The 18,319-nt window shown below is 37.7% G+C and carries 19 protein-coding genes; 1 reads left to right on the top strand and 18 read right to left on the bottom strand.

Annotation, left to right across the window (positions count from 1 at the left end; all coding sequences use genetic code 11):
- Nucleotides 1–37 precede the first annotated feature (37 nt).
- From HMPREF0381_RS06375 to HMPREF0381_RS06305, 15 genes are all read right to left on the bottom strand, one after another.
- Complete coding sequence (locus tag HMPREF0381_RS06375) at nucleotides 38–853, bottom strand: RnfABCDGE type electron transport complex subunit B (protein ID WP_008751103.1); 816 nt, start codon at nucleotides 851–853, stop codon at nucleotides 38–40.
- A gap of 10 nt (nucleotides 854–863) precedes the next feature.
- Entirely contained in the window at nucleotides 864–1,442 is a 579-nt protein-coding gene (gene rsxA / locus HMPREF0381_RS06370; RefSeq protein WP_008751102.1) for an electron transport complex subunit RsxA, read from the bottom strand.
- On the bottom strand, nucleotides 1,442–2,263 hold the full coding sequence (gene rsxE, locus HMPREF0381_RS06365; protein ID WP_008751101.1) for an electron transport complex subunit RsxE: 822 nt from the start codon (nucleotides 2,261–2,263) through the stop codon (nucleotides 1,442–1,444). The genes rsxA and rsxE overlap by 1 nt, the downstream gene beginning before the upstream one ends.
- 9 nt (nucleotides 2,264–2,272) lie before the next feature.
- Complete coding sequence (locus tag HMPREF0381_RS06360) at nucleotides 2,273–2,884, bottom strand: RnfABCDGE type electron transport complex subunit G (RefSeq protein WP_008751100.1); 612 nt, start codon at nucleotides 2,882–2,884, stop codon at nucleotides 2,273–2,275.
- Entirely contained in the window at nucleotides 2,881–3,840 is a 960-nt protein-coding gene (locus HMPREF0381_RS06355; protein WP_040461736.1) for an RnfABCDGE type electron transport complex subunit D, read from the bottom strand. The genes HMPREF0381_RS06360 and HMPREF0381_RS06355 overlap by 4 nt, the downstream gene beginning before the upstream one ends.
- Nucleotides 3,840–5,186, bottom strand: coding sequence for an electron transport complex subunit RsxC (gene rsxC, locus HMPREF0381_RS06350; RefSeq protein ID WP_008751098.1), 1,347 nt, complete (start codon nucleotides 5,184–5,186; stop codon nucleotides 3,840–3,842). Before rsxC ends, HMPREF0381_RS06355 begins: the two co-directional genes overlap by 1 nt.
- 461 nt (nucleotides 5,187–5,647) lie before the next feature.
- Complete coding sequence (gene argS, locus HMPREF0381_RS06345; protein ID WP_008751097.1) at nucleotides 5,648–7,420, bottom strand: arginine--tRNA ligase; 1,773 nt, start codon at nucleotides 7,418–7,420, stop codon at nucleotides 5,648–5,650.
- 105 nt (nucleotides 7,421–7,525) lie between these two features.
- Entirely contained in the window at nucleotides 7,526–8,086 is a 561-nt protein-coding gene (efp, locus tag HMPREF0381_RS06340; protein WP_008751096.1) for an elongation factor P, read from the bottom strand.
- Nucleotides 8,087–8,161: 75 nt separating this feature from the next.
- Nucleotides 8,162–8,602 carry a type II 3-dehydroquinate dehydratase gene (aroQ, locus tag HMPREF0381_RS06335; protein ID WP_008751095.1) on the bottom strand — a complete coding sequence of 147 codons (441 nt, stop codon included), beginning with the start codon at nucleotides 8,600–8,602 and terminating at the stop codon, nucleotides 8,162–8,164.
- Complete coding sequence (gene aroE / locus HMPREF0381_RS06330) at nucleotides 8,599–9,474, bottom strand: shikimate dehydrogenase (protein WP_008751094.1); 876 nt, start codon at nucleotides 9,472–9,474, stop codon at nucleotides 8,599–8,601. Before aroE ends, aroQ begins: the two co-directional genes overlap by 4 nt.
- Nucleotides 9,467–9,988 carry a YqeG family HAD IIIA-type phosphatase gene (locus HMPREF0381_RS06325; protein ID WP_008751093.1) on the bottom strand — a complete coding sequence of 174 codons (522 nt, stop codon included), beginning with the start codon at nucleotides 9,986–9,988 and terminating at the stop codon, nucleotides 9,467–9,469. Before HMPREF0381_RS06325 ends, aroE begins: the two co-directional genes overlap by 8 nt.
- Nucleotides 9,985–10,437 (bottom strand): transcriptional regulator NrdR, encoded by a 453-nt coding sequence (gene nrdR / locus HMPREF0381_RS06320; RefSeq protein ID WP_008751092.1) that lies wholly within the window; start codon nucleotides 10,435–10,437, stop codon nucleotides 9,985–9,987. The genes HMPREF0381_RS06325 and nrdR overlap by 4 nt, the downstream gene beginning before the upstream one ends.
- A gap of 18 nt (nucleotides 10,438–10,455) precedes the next feature.
- Nucleotides 10,456–10,851, bottom strand: coding sequence for a DUF4190 domain-containing protein (locus tag HMPREF0381_RS06315; RefSeq protein WP_242824399.1), 396 nt, complete (start codon nucleotides 10,849–10,851; stop codon nucleotides 10,456–10,458).
- Between the two features lie 12 nt (nucleotides 10,852–10,863).
- Nucleotides 10,864–12,150 (bottom strand): galactokinase, encoded by a 1,287-nt coding sequence (locus HMPREF0381_RS06310; protein WP_008751090.1) that lies wholly within the window; start codon nucleotides 12,148–12,150, stop codon nucleotides 10,864–10,866.
- A gap of 113 nt (nucleotides 12,151–12,263) precedes the next feature.
- Entirely contained in the window at nucleotides 12,264–13,106 is an 843-nt protein-coding gene (locus HMPREF0381_RS06305) for a DegV family protein (protein WP_008751089.1), read from the bottom strand.
- Nucleotides 13,107–13,312: 206 nt separating this feature from the next.
- Between HMPREF0381_RS06305 and HMPREF0381_RS06300 the strand changes: the two genes are divergently transcribed.
- On the top strand, nucleotides 13,313–13,726 hold the full coding sequence (locus HMPREF0381_RS06300) for a TOBE domain-containing protein (RefSeq protein ID WP_008751088.1): 414 nt from the start codon (nucleotides 13,313–13,315) through the stop codon (nucleotides 13,724–13,726).
- 46 nt (nucleotides 13,727–13,772) lie between these two features.
- On the opposite strand, the gene htpG is transcribed toward HMPREF0381_RS06300, so the two are convergent.
- From htpG to HMPREF0381_RS06285, 3 genes are all read right to left on the bottom strand, one after another.
- The gene (gene htpG, locus HMPREF0381_RS06295; RefSeq protein ID WP_008751087.1) at nucleotides 13,773–15,833 is read right to left on the bottom strand and encodes a molecular chaperone HtpG; all 2,061 of its coding nucleotides are present in this window, start codon (nucleotides 15,831–15,833) and stop codon (nucleotides 13,773–13,775) included.
- Nucleotides 15,834–15,958: 125 nt separating this feature from the next.
- Nucleotides 15,959–17,482: a 4Fe-4S dicluster domain-containing protein gene (locus tag HMPREF0381_RS06290; RefSeq protein ID WP_008751086.1), complete on the bottom strand. Its 1,524-nt coding sequence runs from the start codon at nucleotides 17,480–17,482 to the stop codon at nucleotides 15,959–15,961.
- Nucleotides 17,483–17,778: 296 nt separating this feature from the next.
- Nucleotides 17,779–18,306, bottom strand: coding sequence for a sortase B protein-sorting domain-containing protein (locus HMPREF0381_RS06285; protein WP_008751085.1), 528 nt, complete (start codon nucleotides 18,304–18,306; stop codon nucleotides 17,779–17,781).
- Nucleotides 18,307–18,319: the final 13 nt, after the last annotated feature.

Genomic DNA, 18,319 nt, shown 5'->3' with positions numbered 1-18,319 from the left:
TTCTCTCTTAAAATCCGATATTAAGTCAGTACCCTTATTATGCCGTCATTGCAAGCTTTCCGTCTACAACCTGAATAACTTTGGTCGGGCATTTAGCGGCACATTTACCGCAGTTAATACATTTAGAATAATCTATAAGTGCCACATTTCCGTTCATATGGATTGCATCATCTTCACAAGCCCTTACACACATAGTACATGCGATACATCCCACCTCACATACTTCCTTAACAGCCTTACCTTTATCCTGTGAGTTGCAGTGTACAAATGTAAATGTCTCATAAGGTACCAAATCAATAAGCTTTTTAGGGCAGGCATCCACACATTTACCGCAGGCAACACATTTATCTCTGTCTACAAGTGCAATTCCGTCTACTATATGGATAGAATCAAACTCACATACCTTCACACATGAGCCGAATCCCATACAACCGTAGCTACAGGCTTTGCCGCCCTGACCCGGAACATTCATAGCGGAATTACAATCCGTGATACCGAAGTAGGTAAAGTTTTGTTTTGTCTTATCACAAGTTCCCTTACACTTTACAAATGCAACCTCTTTTACGGCTTCACCTGCACTTACTCCCATGATTTCACCGATAACGGCCGCTACAGGAGGTCCTCCTACAGGGCATTTGTTTACAGGAGCTTCACCTGCGGCAATAGCCTTTGCAAGACCGTCACAACCCGGATAACCACAACCGCCGCAGTTATTTCCGGGCAAAGCCTCTCTTACCGCTATCTCTTTTTCATCTACCTCTACTTTAAACTTCTCACTGGCAACTCCCAGTAAAAGACCGATAAGAATACCGACTATACCGACTACAGTCGCCGCAATAATCACACCGTTCATAAATTTTCTCCTATTTGATAAGTCCTGAGAATCCTGTGAAGGCAATAGCCATAAGTCCTGCCGTAATAAGTACAATAGGCATACCTGACACTGTGTGAGGAATATCATTGTTCTCAATCTTCTCTCTTACACCTGAAAGTAATACTATTGCCAAAGCAAAACCGCTTGCAGTACCGACACCATATACCAAGCTCTGTGCAAAATTGTACTCTTTTGCAACATTGTCAAGAGCCACACCAAGCACAGCACAGTTGGTTGTAATAAGAGGAAGGTATACACCAAGTGCCTCATACAGTGAAGGCATATTTTTCTTCAAAACCATCTCAACAAACTGTACCAAAGCTGCAATAACCAAAATAAACACTATAGTCTGCAAATACTCAAGATGCAGAGGTATCAAAATATGTGCATATATAAGACTTGCCGCCATACTTGACAGAGTGATAACGAAGATAACCGCTGCACCCATACCTACAGATGTCTCCGTCTTCTTTGATACACCGAGGAAAGGACAAAGTCCCAAAAATCTGCTAAGCACTACATTGTTTACAAGTGCCGCACTAACCAAAAGTAAAATCAGTTGAGCCATTATTTACCCTCCCCTGCATTTGCATTTTCTTTTGCAGCCTTTGCCTTAGCAAGAGCCTCTTCTTTTTTCTTCTTTGCTTCAAGTTCTTTCTTTTCAATATCCTTATCAATAGTGATATGGTTTTCAAGCTTAGTCTCACCAAAGCATGCCGCACAGTTACCGCCACATGCCATCTCTGATGTATTGCCTGTATTTGTAGCACTTGGAGCTTTAAAATGATTTTGCAATGCCGAAAGCAGTGCAAGCACAAAGAATGCACCCGGGGCAAGTACAAATATGGAAATTCTATATCCGTCAGGAATAATTACTATACCGTTCGGAAAATCCGCCGCCGGTAAAATTCCTTTTAAGAAAGTACCTCCACCTATAAGCTCTCTTACAAATCCTATACATGAGAGTGAAATTGTGAATCCGAAACCCATTCCAAGTCCGTCAAAAAATGACGGGATTGCCGGATTCTTTGATGCATAACTTTCAGCTCTACCAAGTATAATACAGTTAACAACTATAAGCGGTATATAGATACCCAGTGACTTATAAAGTTCAGATGTATAGCCCTGCATTAAAAGCTGTACCACTGTAACCAAAGATGCAACGATAACTATAAATGCAGGTATTCTCACTCTGTCAGGTATTATATTTCTCATTGCAGAGATAATCAAATTTGAAAACATCAAAACGGCTGTTGTAGAAAGTCCCATACCTATAGCATTGACTACAGATGTAGTAACTGCAAGTGTAGGACACATACCCAGCATCAGAACAAAGGTAGGATTTTCTTTGAATACACCGTTATAGAAACGTTCTAAACTCTTGTCCATATTTCCTCCTTATTCCAGTATTGAATTAAAGTAAAGTGCCGCATTGACAGCATTTGTAACAGCACTGCTTGTGATAGTGGAACCGCTTATAGCAGAGATTTCATTATCACCGCCTGCACTTCCCTTTACAAGCTTAAACTCTTTTGTATTCTTATTTGCAAACTGAGAGTAAAAATCCTTTTCACCCGCTCTCATACCAAGTCCGGGTGTCTCAGCCAGTGTAAGGAATGTAATTCCTACTACCGTACCGTCAGATTTTATACCTACAGAGAGCTGAACCGTACCGTTGTAGCCGTCTTTTGATGTAGTTGTGATAACCCTGCCGACATTGTTTCCCGATTCATCCTTTGCATCCACAACTTCATCAATATTTACATGACCGAAGCCCTTACCTAATATTTCATCTGCAGTCTCTGCAATTTTTGATGTTTCGGCATCGTTTGCCTCAAAGTCCTTTGCTTCCGGGAATACCACCGCATAAGCTTCATTCTTTGCGGCCTTTGCAGCCGCAGCTATAGGTGCTTTTGTAATATCATATACAAAGCCAAGTATCAGACCTGAAATAAGAGTTATAGCAAATAAAATAATCGCATCTTTTATAAATCCTGATTGCTTTTTCATGCTTTCTTTGCCTCCCTTCCGAATGCCTTCGGTAATGTCGCCTTCTCAAGTAGAGGTGCAACTATATTTCCGATGATAATTGCATAGGAAACTCCCTCCGCATTACCTCCGAAAAGTCTGAACAGTCCTGTCAATATGCCTATAAATACAGCAAAATAAACCTGTCCCGTCTTTGTGACAGGAGTGCTTACATAGTCCGTTGCCATAAAGAACGCACCGAAGATAAGTCCGCCGCTAAGCACATGGTAAAGTACTGTTGTAGAATTGTGGTCGCCGAAGATAAATACAAATACGGCTACTGTTGCAATATATATAAGAGGTATTCTAAGAGAAATAACTTTTCTTACCACAAGGTAAAGGGCACCTATAAGAAGTGCAACAGTTGAAACCTCTCCTATTGTTCCGGGTATTCTACCAAGAAAAATATTTAAAAGATTGTACTGATCAAGTGCTATTTTTATACCGTTAGCTCTTAAAAATCCAAGCGGTGTAGGTGTTGATGTTGAATCAAACTTAAGTGCCGCAGAGCTGAAATTTGTCATAGCTCCTGCAAATGATATAAGTAAAAAGCATCTGGCAGCCAGTGCCGGATTCATAAAGTTCTGTCCAAGTCCGCCATAGAGCTGTTTTACAACAATTATTGCAAATATACCTCCAAGTACCGGCATCCATACAGGAATCTGTGGCGGCATATTGAGGGCTAATATAAGTCCTGTAACTACGGCAGAAAAATCCCCTATAGTTATAGGTTTATTCATAAGTTTCTCATATAAATATTCAGAAAGTACACATGCAAGAACCGTACATATAACAACTATAAGTGCAGATATGCCGAATTGAAAACATCCGAAAGCCAATGTCGGAATCATTGCAATACAAACATCCTTCATGATAACAGCGGTAGATGAATTATCTCTTACATGAGGAGATGATGAAACATTAAATTTACCTGCCATCATTTCACCTCCTTTTTTGCCGCTGCGGCTCTTCTCTTTGCCGCCACAGCCTGACGCATATATTTAAATCCTTGTGTAAGAGGCCTCTTTGCCGGACATACATAGGCACATGAACCACATTCCACACATTCCATACCGTTTAATTTCTCAAAGCCTTGTGTATCATCCGCCAATGCCTTTTCCATCATAAGTACCGGAACAAGAAAACTTGGACAGGCATCAATACATCTTCCGCATTTGATGCAAGGTGTTTCAGGATTATCTTCCACTTCATCATTTATAAATGTTGTTATAGAAGAAGATGCCTTGGTAACAGGTATATCAAGTGTAAACAGTGCCTGACCCATCATAGGACCGCCTGAAAGCACCTTTCTGGGTTCTTTCTTAAAGCCGCCTGCCGCCTCTATAAGTTCCTGATAGTTCATACCTGTTCTAACCTTAAAGTTTTGCGGTGTTGTAACGGCATCACCTGTTATAGTAACAATTCTTCTGATAAGCGGTGTTGATTTTGCCACCGCATTATAGATAGAAATAACAGTATCTGTATTGTCTACTATGCAACCCACATCTGCCGGCAACTTGCTTGAATTTAACTTTCTGCCTGTACATGCATAAATAAGTGAACGCTCACCGCCTTGCGGATACTTTGTATAAAGCTCCACCACCTCTATCTTAGACTCGTTTTTTACAAGTTCTCTCAGCTTTTCAACAGCTTTCGGCTTATTGTTCTCAATGCCGATAATCCCCTTTGCATTTGGAAAAAGCTGAAGTATGATCTTCAGTCCTCCGATTATTTTTTCAGGTTCTTCCATCATAAGTCTATAGTCACTTGTAAGATACGGCTCACATTCCGCACCGTTTACAATGATATAATCAATCTCATTTTCATTCTTTGGTGAAAGCTTTACATGTGTAGGGAAACCTGCACCGCCAAGACCTACTATACCTGCCTCTTTCACTATATTCCTGATTTCGTCCTTGGAAAGCTTGGTATAATCTTTTCTTTCTCCAAAACCCTCTACAGTGCGGTATTCTTTATCATCCTCAATGATAATAGAATTCACCATTGAACCGTTTGCAACCCTTCTTGGCTCAATTTTTTTAACTTTTCCGGACACCGAGCTTACTACATTGGCTGAAATAAATCCACCCGCCTCTGCAATGATTTGTCCGACCAGTACTTCATCTCCGGCAGCTACCAAAGGCTTTGCCGGTGCACCGATATGTTGAACCAGCGGAAAAACCATCTCGCTACCCTTTGGTTGCAGCACTGTTATAGGGTGTTCCATCGAAAGTTCTTTACCTTCATACGGATGCACACCACCGATAAATGTAGCTAATCCCATATTTTTCTCCTCTTCTTATTCAGGTAAATAAAATGTAAATTCAAAGCAGCATAAATAATGTCAACTTATAAGCAAATTGTTAAAGCGAACCATACTCTCTTAAAACACAAATAAACCAAGAAACAAGCACAAATTCTTAGTTATTTGGTATACTGCCGTCTAAAGCATTTTCTCACCCTCATTTTTCTTTATTATACCACATTTGTACAAACTTAAAGACGATTTACAAGAATTTATATTGCATTTTTTTGCATACATTTTTCAAAATTATATGGCAGATGTATCTATTACAAAATATTATGTAACATAAATCTATATATCACTTCTTTACTATGCTACACTAAGTCTATAATTTTATACAGATAATTTCAATCTAAATAAAAATAATATAGCAAAAATATTTTTTTGATAAATAAAAAACTATCGCCGAAATCTTTCCTTAAAGCGATAGTCCTTATTAATTACATCTTATCCGGTGCCTCTATTCCAAGTAAGTTTATAGCAGATTCAAGTATCTTTTTTGTCAAAAGAATTGTAGCAAGGTAACCTTTCTTCTTTTCCTCATCACTTTCCGAGAGTATCTTTATCTCATGATAGAATGAGTTAAATGTATTTGAAACCGAATATATAAACTGACATATTTTATGCGGAGCAAGCTCAGTCCATGCCGCCCTCATAATCTCATTATATCCTGCAAGTTCCATATAAAGCTTTTTATGAATATCCTCTTTTGGAATTGTCAAATCATTCAGACTTACCTTCTCATTACCGCTCTCATAATATTTTTCAAGAATAGACTTTATTCTTACAATTGTATAGAGAATATACGGTCCTGTATTTCCTTCAAATGATGTAAATCTGTCAATATCGAATATATAATCTTTTGCAGCCTGATTGCTGAGATCCGCATATTTTATAGCGGCAAGCCCTACAATCTTTGCCGTATTTCTTGCTTCTTCATCTGACACTTCATCTCTGGTTTCTTTTATCTTTGCAAAAACCGCATCTTCAATATCTTTTATAACAGTTTCCAGACGAACCACTCCACCGTCTCTGGTCTTTAGAGGCTTTCCGTCCTTTCCGTTAATTGTACCGAAACCTATATACTTAAGCAAATGGTTATCCGGTACAATACCTGCTATTTTTGCAACTCTGAAAAACTGTGTATAGTGAAGCTCCTGTCTCTTATCGGCTATATAGATATACTCGTCAGGTGAATACAATTTTTCTCTTTCAATCAGTGTACCGAGGTCTGATGTTGCATAAAGTGCCGCACCGTCAGACTTTCTGATAATACAAGGCGGCAATTCTTTCTTATCTCCATCCATTGCTATGTCTACTACCAATGCACCCTCTGAAACTCTGGCTATTTTTCTATCCTCAAGATCTTTTATCAGATCCGGAATATAAGGATCCGCATCCGACTCACCCTTCCAAAGATCAAAGTCTACAAGTAATGAACCGTAATTTTTTTTCAAATCCTCTATAGACAGATTCATAATATGCCGCCATATAGCTCTATACGGTTTGTAGCCGTTTTGAAGCTCCAATGTGGCTTCCTGCGCCCTTTGCCTAAAGCCTTCATCCACCTTTGATTTTTTTGATGCCGCCGGATATAATTCTTCCAAATCATTCAATGTAAATGGTGCCTCTTTTGGGAATTCGCCATCATAATTTTCCTTGAAATACACAAGATCAGGCTTTCTTTCTCTAAGTTCTTCTATTATAAGTCCTATTTGAAGTCCCCAGTCGCCAAGATGTACATCCGCAATCATTCCATTGCCGAAAAACCTGCCCATTCTCTTTAAGCTCTCACCAATGATTGCAGAACGCAGATGTCCTATATGAAGCGGTTTTGCTACATTTGCACCGCCATAGTCAATGATGATTTTCTTTGCCGGACTGTCAAACTCTATTCCATACTTCGGTGCATTTGACATATCCTTAATATATTTTTCTATAAAGGAATTGCTGATATTTATATTTATAAATCCCGGCATAACAGCCTCAATTTTATCAAAACTGTCACTTTCTCTTAGCAGTTCTACAACCTCATTTGCAATATCAATCGGTTTTTTCTTAAATACCTTGGCTGCCGCCATTGCACCGTTACACTGATACTCACAGAGGTCAGGTCTGTTTGAAATATTGACCTTGCCATACTTGTCATCATCATACAATTTTGCAAAAGCAAATTTAAGTTCATCTGAAATCAACTCTATAATTGTCTTCATACTTCTCCACTTATTTATCTTAATATTCTCAAAAATCTTTATTAAAGCTGTCCGGCTTAAATATTACAAAAAAGGACGGTCCTAAGACCGTCAAACATTAAACCGTTAAACTCTTGACAGATACTCACCTGTTCTTGTATCAATCTTAATCTTATCACCAAGATTTACAAACAACGGAACATATACAGTTGCACCTGTCTCAACTGTAGCCGGCTTGGTCGCACCCTGTGCCGTATTTCCGGCAAATCCCGGCTCGGTATCTGTAATCTCCAACTCTACAAACAGCGGCGGCTCTACAGAAAATACATTGCCGTTGAATGAACATATCTTAACCATTTCATTCTCTTTTACAAACTTTAATGCATCCCCGACCTTGTCCTTATTAAGCGCTATCTGGTCAAACGTTTCTACATTCATAAAGTTGTACATATCACCGTCTGCATACAAATACTGCATATCGGCTCTGTCTATTCTTGCCTGTGGGAATTTCTCAGTAGGTCGGAAAGTTCTCTCAACAACGCTACCTGTGATTACATTCTTAATCTTTGTACGAACGAATGCGGCTCCCTTTCCCGGCTTAACATGTTGAAACTCAAGTATCTGAAAGACCTGACCTTCCTCAATCTCCAATGTCAAACCATTTTTAAAATCACCTGCTGAAACCATTTATATCTCCTCCTAAACTTTCATGCGATACTCACGCTATTCTATAACAATTTTTAATTCAAATCAAGCAAAAATTTACTGCCGACAGGCATTCTTTACTATATACTCCATAGCCAAAGTGTATCCGTCAAGTCCAAGTCCCGCTATCTGTCCGCTACATACAGGTTGTGTAAGAGACCTATGCCTAAACTCTTCTCTCTCGGAGATATTTGATATATGTACTTCTATCTTTATACAATCAAGACTCTCAAGTGCATCTCTTATTGCCACACTTGTATGTGTGAAAGCTGCCGGATTTATCACTATTCCTTCTACCTTTTCAAAATATGCATCTTGAAGTTTATCAACTATCGCCCCCTCATGATTACTTTGAAAGCACTCCACATCCACTTTAAGTTCTCTTGCCTTTTCTTCAATCATCTGTATAAGATAATTGTAGTCCTTGTTTCCATAGACTTCCCTATTTCTAATACCGAGAAAGTTCATATTTACACCGTTTATCACTAAAATTTTCATTTCATTCTCTCTCTTAACTTTTCTACAAGCAAAAGCCTTACTTTTTGTATTATATTTTTATTTACCTTAACATTGTTCCATATCTCAAAGCTTGCAACTCCCTGTAATATAAGCATATCAAGTCCGTTAATACATTTTTTATCTGCATTACGCATATTTTTAATAAATTTTGTCTCAAAAGGTGTATAGATAAGATCGATACCGCAATCACATTTTTTATAGAACTCGTCAATTTCTATTATACATTTATCTACATTCGGATACATACCTACATCAGTAGTTTGAAATACAAAGTAATTGTCATACTCTAAAAGACTTATATTTTGCTTCAGTTCGTCCAATGCAATGACTGATATATATTTAAAAGTATCACAAACCTCTTTTTTCAGTTCATTTGCTCTGTCAACATTCCTGTTTATTACAGTAATGGACTTGGCTTTTTCTTCCACCGCCAGATAAAGTGCCGACTTGGCCGCACCGCCTGCACCGAGCAGTATCACATTTTTATCTTTGATACTTAACCCGTTATTTTCTATACTGTATTTTAATCCCAGAATGTCGGTATTATATCCCTTATATCCTTCTTCCGTCTTTAATAAGGTGTTTACAGCTCCGATTTTTTTTGCTCTCTCATCTATATCCTTTACTATATTTAACATATCCTTTTTAAACGGAATAGTGACATTTAATCCCCTTATTCCAAGCAGATAAGCACCGTCTGTCGCCTCTTTTATATTCTCTTTCACATGAAATGCCATATAGCTCATATCGATATTCATCTCTTTTGCCAGAGCATTTTGTAAGATCGGTGACAAACTGTGTTCTATCGGATTTCCCACAATACCATATACACCTGTACTTGCACTAATCATAATTTTTCCTTTTTTCTACAGCTCTTTTATAAAAGAACAATACAATTCTTTCAAGATATCTTTTCAAAACTATCTGTATTTCCTCTTTCGGACTTATAGGATCTACAAGTATAGAATAAACTCCCGCACTGTTTGCTCCCCAGATATCTGTAAAAATCTGATCTCCTACAAAAGCGGTCTGAGTATCTTTTACCTCAAGCAACTCCATAGCTTTTTTGTATCCTCTTTTTGAAGGCTTATTTGCCTTATAAATATATGGAGAGTCCACCGTCTGTGCAAAAGGCAATACTCTTTCTTCTTTATTATTTGATATAAGGCAGGTCTTAAAGCCTATATCTCTTAAGTTCTTAAAAAAAGCAACATTTGAACTGTCCGCCTTTGTTCCATGTGTGGTCAAGGTATTATCTATATCAAAAAGTATTGCTCTGAAACCTCTGTCATACAGCCCTTTGTAATCTATATCATATATATCTTTTTTATACAATCTTGGAAAAAGTTTATTCATAAATATCATTTCTTTAATAACTTTGTGATTTCATCCATAAAAGTACTTACATCTTTAAACTCTCTATATACAGATGCAAATCTCACATAGGCGACCTCATCCAGATCTTTCAGTCTTTCCATCACAAGTTCACCTATAGTTTTTGTAGGTATCTCACTTACTTCCATTGCATAGATTTGATTTTCAATATCATCTACAGTCTTTTTTATTTCCGCAGTGGATACAGGTCTCTTATGGCAACTTTGTATGATTCCTGCTTCTATCTTTGATCTGTCAAAATTTTCTCTGGATTCATCCTTTTTTATTACCATAAGAGGTATTGTCTCAAGCTTTTCATATGTGGTAAATCTCTTGTTACAGCTCTCACACTGTCTTCTTCTCTTTATTGAAGAATTGTCATCAGCCGGCCTGGAGTCAATCACCTTGGTATCCTGTGCTTGGCAAAACGGGCATTTCATACGCTTATCCTTTATATTTTAAAATTCATTAATTCCATTACTTCCATCATAGTCAAAAACACCTTCATCATATTTGTAAGGCAAACTGTAGTAATCATTGTAATAGTCAAGTGAGTCATTGTCATAATCAAAATAGTCAAATATACTGTCATTATCATAATATCTATAGTCGCTGTCATACGAATCCATAATATAGGCAGCTAAATATATTGCAGTAATTATTGAAAGTACAAATCCTACTATAGAAAGTGCCAAACCCACTGCCGCCTTAGTTTCCGTTCCGTTACCGTTTCTTGTGGACAGTATAAACAATACCACCCCCGCTATTCCAAGCGGAAATCCAAGGCACATACAACATAATACACAACTTAGTATTCCCACTATCAAACATGCTACCGAATATTGTTTTTCCAATATTTATCCTCCTTAAATAAAATCATTCAAACAAACAGAACCGTATGGTCTTATCTTCATCTTATATGAAGAACCCTCACCTAAGAACTTATCCATATACGCAACATACTCATCACTGTACTTTTCCGGCACCATCGCCATGATAACTCCTGCAAATCCTCCACCATGTACTCTGGTTGCACCTACATTTTTCTCTTTCAAAAATCTCTCTGAAAGTGCAAGTGCTACAGTGATACCCTGTTCGTTCGGTGCGGCATTTGTATATACATTCTGAAGATATTTCCATGATGAATTGCCGCTGTCTGTAATATTCTTTAAAAAGGTATCAAAGTCATTATTTATCAATGCCTTTACCTCATTTTCCACTCTCTTATTTTCATCAAAAAAATGTATACTTCTAAGCACCGCTCTGTCGCCGGCATACTCTCTTAGTTTCGGTAGATTATTATAAAATTCCTTTTCATCCACCTCTGACAATGTCTTTTTGTTAAAGTACTCCGCCACTTTCTTCATCTCTGCCGGTATAGATGAATAGTCTGCCGAAAGATCCGCGTGACCTCTTCCTGTCTGAACTATAATAAGATCATGTTTTGCAGCTCCAAAGTCAAAATCTATCTCATTAACCTTAGGCATATCAGGATTTTTAAAGTCAATACTTATAAGCCCCCCATAGGCACAGCACATCTGATCTAAGAGTCCGCTTGCCTTATCCCAGTAGTGATTCTCCGCATACTTTCCTATATATGCATAATCTGTCTTTGAGAGCTTTCCGTCATTGAACAATGTATTTATTATCTGACATATAAGAGTTTCAAAAGCGGCTGATGAACTTACACCTGCACTTGAAATAACATTGCTTGTAATATATGCATCAAATCCGCCTATATCGGCTTTTCTTTCTTTAAAGCCTGCCAAAATACCTTTTAATAACTCTGTTGTACCTGCTTTTTCCATTCCCGGTGCTATATCATTTATATCTATCTTAAACTTTTGTGAAAATGATTCACTTACAATATTTACAAAGTTTGAATCATTATAAGTTGCGGCGGCTATACAGTCAAGATTGATGCTTCCGCCAAGTACTTTGCCGTTGTTATGATCTGTATGATTTCCGGAAATCTCCGTTCTTCCCGGAGACGAGAACAGTTTAACATCTTTTTTGCCGAACTCTCTTACAAATCCCTGTAAAACATTTTCATATCTTTTTAAATTATTCTTAACTCCCTCCCTAGTATATAATTTTCCCAATATTTCCTGACCTTTACTCTCTAATGCATACTTTGTTTCAAGTAAATTCATAATCACCTCACCAAGTATTAGTAAAACAAATCTTAAACAAATCTATGTTTTCTAAAATTAGTTTATCATAAAATCAAAAAAAGTACACAATTTATTATTGTGTACTTTTTAATTTATCCTACAGCAATGACTATACCTCCGTCACCTGCATACATTGTTGCAACTCCCGCACCGTTTACAATCTTTATATCTTTAAACTTGTCAGACTCACAAAAAAGCTTTGCAACATATTCTCCTCTCTCCGGATTATTTATATGTGTTATACAAACCGTCTTATCATTTGCGTTATCTCCCGCTTCTTCTACAGCTATCTCAACCATCTTTGCAAGTGCCTTTTGCATACCTCTTTGTTGATCCTTTTTTATTATTACACCGTCCGTTGCACCCATTATAGGTTTTATATTGAGTGCTGATGCTATAAATGCGGTTACCGCTGAAAGTCTTCCGTTTTTCCTCAATGTATCAAGAGTCTCAATAACAAAGTATGTCTTCATCTCATCTCTAAGTTTTGTGATTCTCTTTGAAATCTCAGCAAATCCAAGTCCCTGCTTACACAGTTTATCAAGTTCCAACATCAGTCTGTACTGCCCTGCCGAAGCCGACTTTGAAGAAAGCACCAAAATATCCTTGTGATCATGCTCCTCTTCAAAAAGTTTCTTTCCAATCTCTGCACTTTGATAACTCCCGCTTAAGTGTTCTGAAAGTGTTACCACAAACACCATGTCCACATCACATTCCATAGCCTCTTTGAAAGCCTCAGGCGAAGGACAGGCACTCTTTGCACCCGCCTTAGACCGGGCCATCCTTCTTATAAAGTCTTTTTGGTCAAATTTATCATCATCTATAACACTGTAATCCCCGATTTCAAGTGTGAGCGGAACAATGCTTATATTCTCATCCTTCTTCAGATTATCATCCAAATCGGTACAACTGTCCCCAATCAATCTATATGTCATATTTTTTAACTCCGTTTAATGTAGTTTTAAAAACTACATTCATTATAATTATATAGCCTATATAAGTCAAGTATAAGTAAAATGTGCGTTACTTTTATCCGGGTGTTTTTATAAAACAGCTTGATATTTTACCGCTATATGGTAGAATCTTTAAATACATAAAGCCACATGCTTTATGTAAATTATTTTACAAGAGGTTTGACAAAATGAAATTAAGTGCAAGAAATCAATTCAAAGGGATTGTTACCAATGTTAATGAAGGTGCTGTAAACGGTATCGTTTCAATTGAAGTAAACGGTGAGGTTGTTTCATCTACTATTTCAATGAATGCCATCAAGGAATTAGAGCTTAAAAAGGGAGTTGAGGCAATAGCCGTTATCAAGGCTACTGAAGTTATGATTGCAACAGAGCTTCCAAAGATATCTGCAAGAAATAAATTCAAAGGTACTGTAAAAAACATTCAGGAAGGTGCTGTGAACGATATGGTAACTCTTGATACAAAACTTGGTGCGGTTTCTTCTACAATCTCAAAAAATGCTGTGGAAGAGCTTGAACTTTCTGTAGGTAAAGAGGCATATGCTGTTATTAAAGCCACTTCAGTAATGGTAGGTATTGAATAAGTGTTATTTTTAAAAATGGGTTGCCACATTTGTGACAACCCATTTTTTATTTAAGCTTCAACATAAGCTCATTGCTTCTCTTTATAAATGCCGACATTCTCTCAGGCGAAAGAGGACTGTGTGATATTGAAGCCATATCATAAAGTTGCTCACAAATCATATCAAAATACTCTTTGTGACTGTCTGATAATAACTCTTTTACAAGCGGATGATTTGCATTAAGCACCAATGTTTCACCTTCACCTCCGAACATAGAAAGGTCCGTTCCCATCATACCGTACTGCTTCATCATCTCCTGCATTCTTCTGCTCTCTTCAGATACCGTAATAACAGAAGAGATCTCATCATTTTTTAGAAGCTGTACAGATACCTTAAGCTTGTCATTGTGAAGTGCGCTCTTTACCTTCTCACATAGCTCATCATAAGCCTTCTTTGATTCCTCACTTATATCTTCACTTCTCATATCATCGCTGACATCCGAGTCAATTCTAAGGAATTTTACATCTCCTCTCTTCATTTCAAGAGTTGATATAAAAGGCACATCAATACTGTGTGGAAGCACCACCGCATCCTTACCGGCAGATTTGAATATATTTACATACTGGCTCTGCTCTTTTACATCATTGACATAGAAGATATCCGTCTTTGACTCTTCCTTATCTTCCACCTTACTTTCATCAGTATCGGATTTTTTATCTACAGAATCTTTTTCATTCTCAGACTCACCGGACTTACTTTCTTCAATAAGTTCATTAAGTGTAAGATATTTGTCGTTTATATTTTTGAATAAAATATAGTCCTCCACCTTTTTACCGAACTTCTCATCCTTTAGATAGCCGTATTTTATAAACGGAGCTATATCATCCCAATACTTCTCATACTTATCTCTTTCAGTCTTACACATTCCTGAAAGTTTATCTGCCACCTTCTTTGCAATGTACTCTGAAATCTTCCTTACAGAACCGTCATTTTGCAGCGCCGACCTTGATACATTCAGCGGAATATCCGCACTGTCTATTACTCCCTTAAGTAACAGTAAGAACTCAGGAATAACCTCTTTTATATTATCGGCTATAAATACCTGATTGTTATAGAGCTTTATAGTACCCTCTATAGAGTCATACTCACTGTTTATCTTCGGGAAGTAGAGTATACCCTTTAGATTGAACGGGTAGTCCATATTTAAATGAATCCAAAAAAGCGGTTCCTTATAATCCATAAACACTTTTCTATAGAACTCAATATACTCTTCATTGCTGCATTCATTAGGATGCTTTGTCCAAAGCGGATGTATATCATTGATTGGAACAGGACGCTTTACTATCTTCACCTTTTCCTTTGCAGGTTCCACTTCCACAACTTCCTTGGTTCCGTTCTCTTTTTCCTTTTCCTCAGTCTTTGCCGGCTCTATAATATTCTCTATTACTGTATCACTGTCTAAAAGCTCTGAACTTTCTATTATCTGTGTGGCCGCATCCGCATCAATATCCTTTAGAAAAATCTCTTCAGGCATAAAGGAACAGTACTTATTCAAAACTTCTCTTACTCTAAACTCATTTGCAAATTCATGACAGTTCTCATTGAGATAGAGTGTAACGGTTGTTCCCCTTGTGCTTTTTTCTCCCTCACCCATTTCAAACTCAAGTCCGCCGTCACTTTCCCAGTGAACCGGCTTTGAGCCTTCTTTATATGATAAAGTATCAATACTTACTTTATCCGCTACCATAAATGCGGAATAAAATCCAAGGCCGAAATGACCTATTATCTGTTCTTCATTTGCTTTATCCTTATACTTTTCTATAAAATCAACCGCACCTGAAAAAGCGATTTGATTTATATATTTTTCCACTTCTTCCTCAGTCATACCGATACCGTTGTCACTAAAGCGTATAATCTTTTGCTTTGGGCTGATCTCTACCTCAATCTTATACTTCTCATCCTGAGGCTTTGTAAACTCACCTGCAAGACTTAACTTCTTAAGCTTTGTTATTGCATCTGTTGCATTTGATATTAACTCTCTTACAAATATATCATGATCTGAATACAGCCATTTTTTTATAATCGGAAAAATATTTTCACTGTTTATTGATAAATTTCCCTTCTTCATATAATCACCTCTCAAATAAATTAGCAAATGTTTCCCATTTGCCTGATATATCTATTATAACCGACAAAATACAAATGTCAACAAAAATTAGCACTCAAGTAACTCAAGTGCTAATAGTTTTAATTTTATTCAACTAATTTATCAAGCTCTTTTACAGATTCTGTTTCACTTGCTATCGCATGGCTTGCTTTTGCGGCATACTGGTTTACCGCACCCTGTGACTTCTTTATATTTTGCATTGTTCCCGGTCCTGCAACACAACCTCCGGGACAAGCCATACCCTCAAGAAGATATCCAGGATACTTTCCCGCCTTTGCCATCATGACCATCTTTCTACAGTCAACCAGTCCTTCCGCATTCATAACCTTAACTTCTCTGTCAGGATACTGTTTCTTTATAACACCTACAACAGCCTTTGCAACACCTCCCGCTACAGCAAAGTTCCTTCCGGATGTGGAAGCGTCATTGACACCGTTCGGATCTTCCTCAAGGTTTTCAATATCTATATGCTTGGCATCAAAAATTCCCGCCATCTCCTCAAATGTCAATACAAAGTCCACCTCACTTCTGACCTCTGTCCACATAGCCTCAAGCTTCTTTGCCGAACATGGTCCTATAAATACAACCTTTCCGTCAGGATGATGTTTTTTTATAAGTCTGGCTGTCAGTGTCATAGGTGTCAGTGCCATTGATATACAATTTGCCTGATCCGGGAAAACTTTCTTTGCCATCAATGCCCATGAAGGACAACATGATGTACCCATAAACGGCAGTTTTTCAGGAACCTCGGTAAGGAAATCCTCAGCCTCTTGAGTTGCACAGAGGTCTGCACCTATTGCAACTTCAAATACATCCGCAAATCCAAGTGCCTTCATAGCTGCACGAAGCTTTCCCGGAGTAACCTTAGGTCCGAACTGACCTACAAATGCCGGAGCAATTGCAGCATATACTCTCTCTCCGGACTGGATGGCTCTGATAGTCTGGAAAATCTGTGACTTGTCGGAAATAGCTCCAAACGGACAGTTTACAAGACATTGACCACAAGATACACATTTATCATAGTCAATATCCGCCTTGCCGTTTTCATCGGAAGAAATAGCATCCATACCACATGAAGCCGCACATGGTCTTGTCTGTATTATAATCGCATTATATGCACATACATTTGCACATCTGCCGCATTTAATACATTTTTCCTGATTGATACTTGAAAACCCGCTCTCCTTATCAATCTTTACCGCACCGGTAGGACATACCTCGGCACATGGATGTGCCAAACAGCCTTGACAACCGTTGGTTACATAGACTCTCTTTTCCACACATCCATGACAAGCAAATTTTATAATATTGATCAATGGTGGTGTATAGTATGTTTCAGCTTTATCAGCCTGCTCTATGCCCTCAGAAAGCGGAGCATGATTTGCTGCACTTCTATAAGGCAATCCCATTGCAAGTCGTAACCTTTCTCCGACTATAGCTCTCTCCAAGAAAACATTATTTCTAAAATTTCCAACCTCACCCGGAATTATCTTATACGGAAGTTCCTCTATTCTCTTATCCACAGGCCATTCTGTGTGATATGCCATTCTGGCAACTTCCCTAAAGATTCTGTGCCTTATTTCCTGAATTCTTGTTTCAACACCTCTCACAATATTCCTCCACTAAATAAATCCTTTGTTTACAGACAGTATACCGGTTGCAAACACTAAGATATATAAACCGCAACCGATATAACTATCCTTTGAGCAAGCATATTTTACTATATTTAAAAAATAAAATAAAGGTAAGGTCGTTATTTATTTAGCAATTCCATGTTTTTTATAAGAAACAGATAAACTTGAGCAAAATAAAAAGACAGGTTGTAAAACCTGTCTAAAACGCTTGTACACTATAAGTTATAATCAATATAATCAAACTTAAATAATCTTTATTAAATAATCTTTAATTAATCTTCTTTCTTCTTTGTAGCTACTACATAAGCGCCACCTGCTGCTGAAAGACCAAGTAATGCGGCATAAAGTCCCATTGCTGAAGCATCTGCTGTCTTTGGAACGTTTAATTTACCACGCTTAGCTCCTGTAGCATCTCCCTTTGTTGAACCGCTACCGTTAGGACCTGTAGGACCTACGTTTCTTGTAGTGTTCATATTAGCTGTATTAGAGTTATTTGAGCTTCCGTTTGGAGCTATATTGTTTGCACCCGGTGCTGTTGTAACAGGCTTTGCTGCTCCACCTCTGTTTGAGGAGCCTGAGCCTGAGCTGCTTGAAGATCTGCTTCTTGAACTTGTATTTGAACGAGTTGCTATAGAAGGTGTTGAATTAGATCCTGTAGCTCTTTTTGTATTTGGAGTAACTAAAGTCTTGCCAGGTATAATAATCTGTGAAGGCTCAGCAAAAGCCACGATACTACCTGAAACTAAACCAAATGTTAATCCCACTGCTAACATACCTTTTTTAATGTTTGATAAACGCATGAATGATATCTCC

It is taken from the genome of Lachnoanaerobaculum saburreum DSM 3986, assembly GCF_000185385.1.
Lineage (GTDB): Bacteria > Bacillota > Clostridia > Lachnospirales > Lachnospiraceae > Lachnoanaerobaculum > Lachnoanaerobaculum saburreum.
Note: the sequence above shows the minus strand (reverse complement) of the source record. Positions and strands in the feature narration are given on the sequence as shown.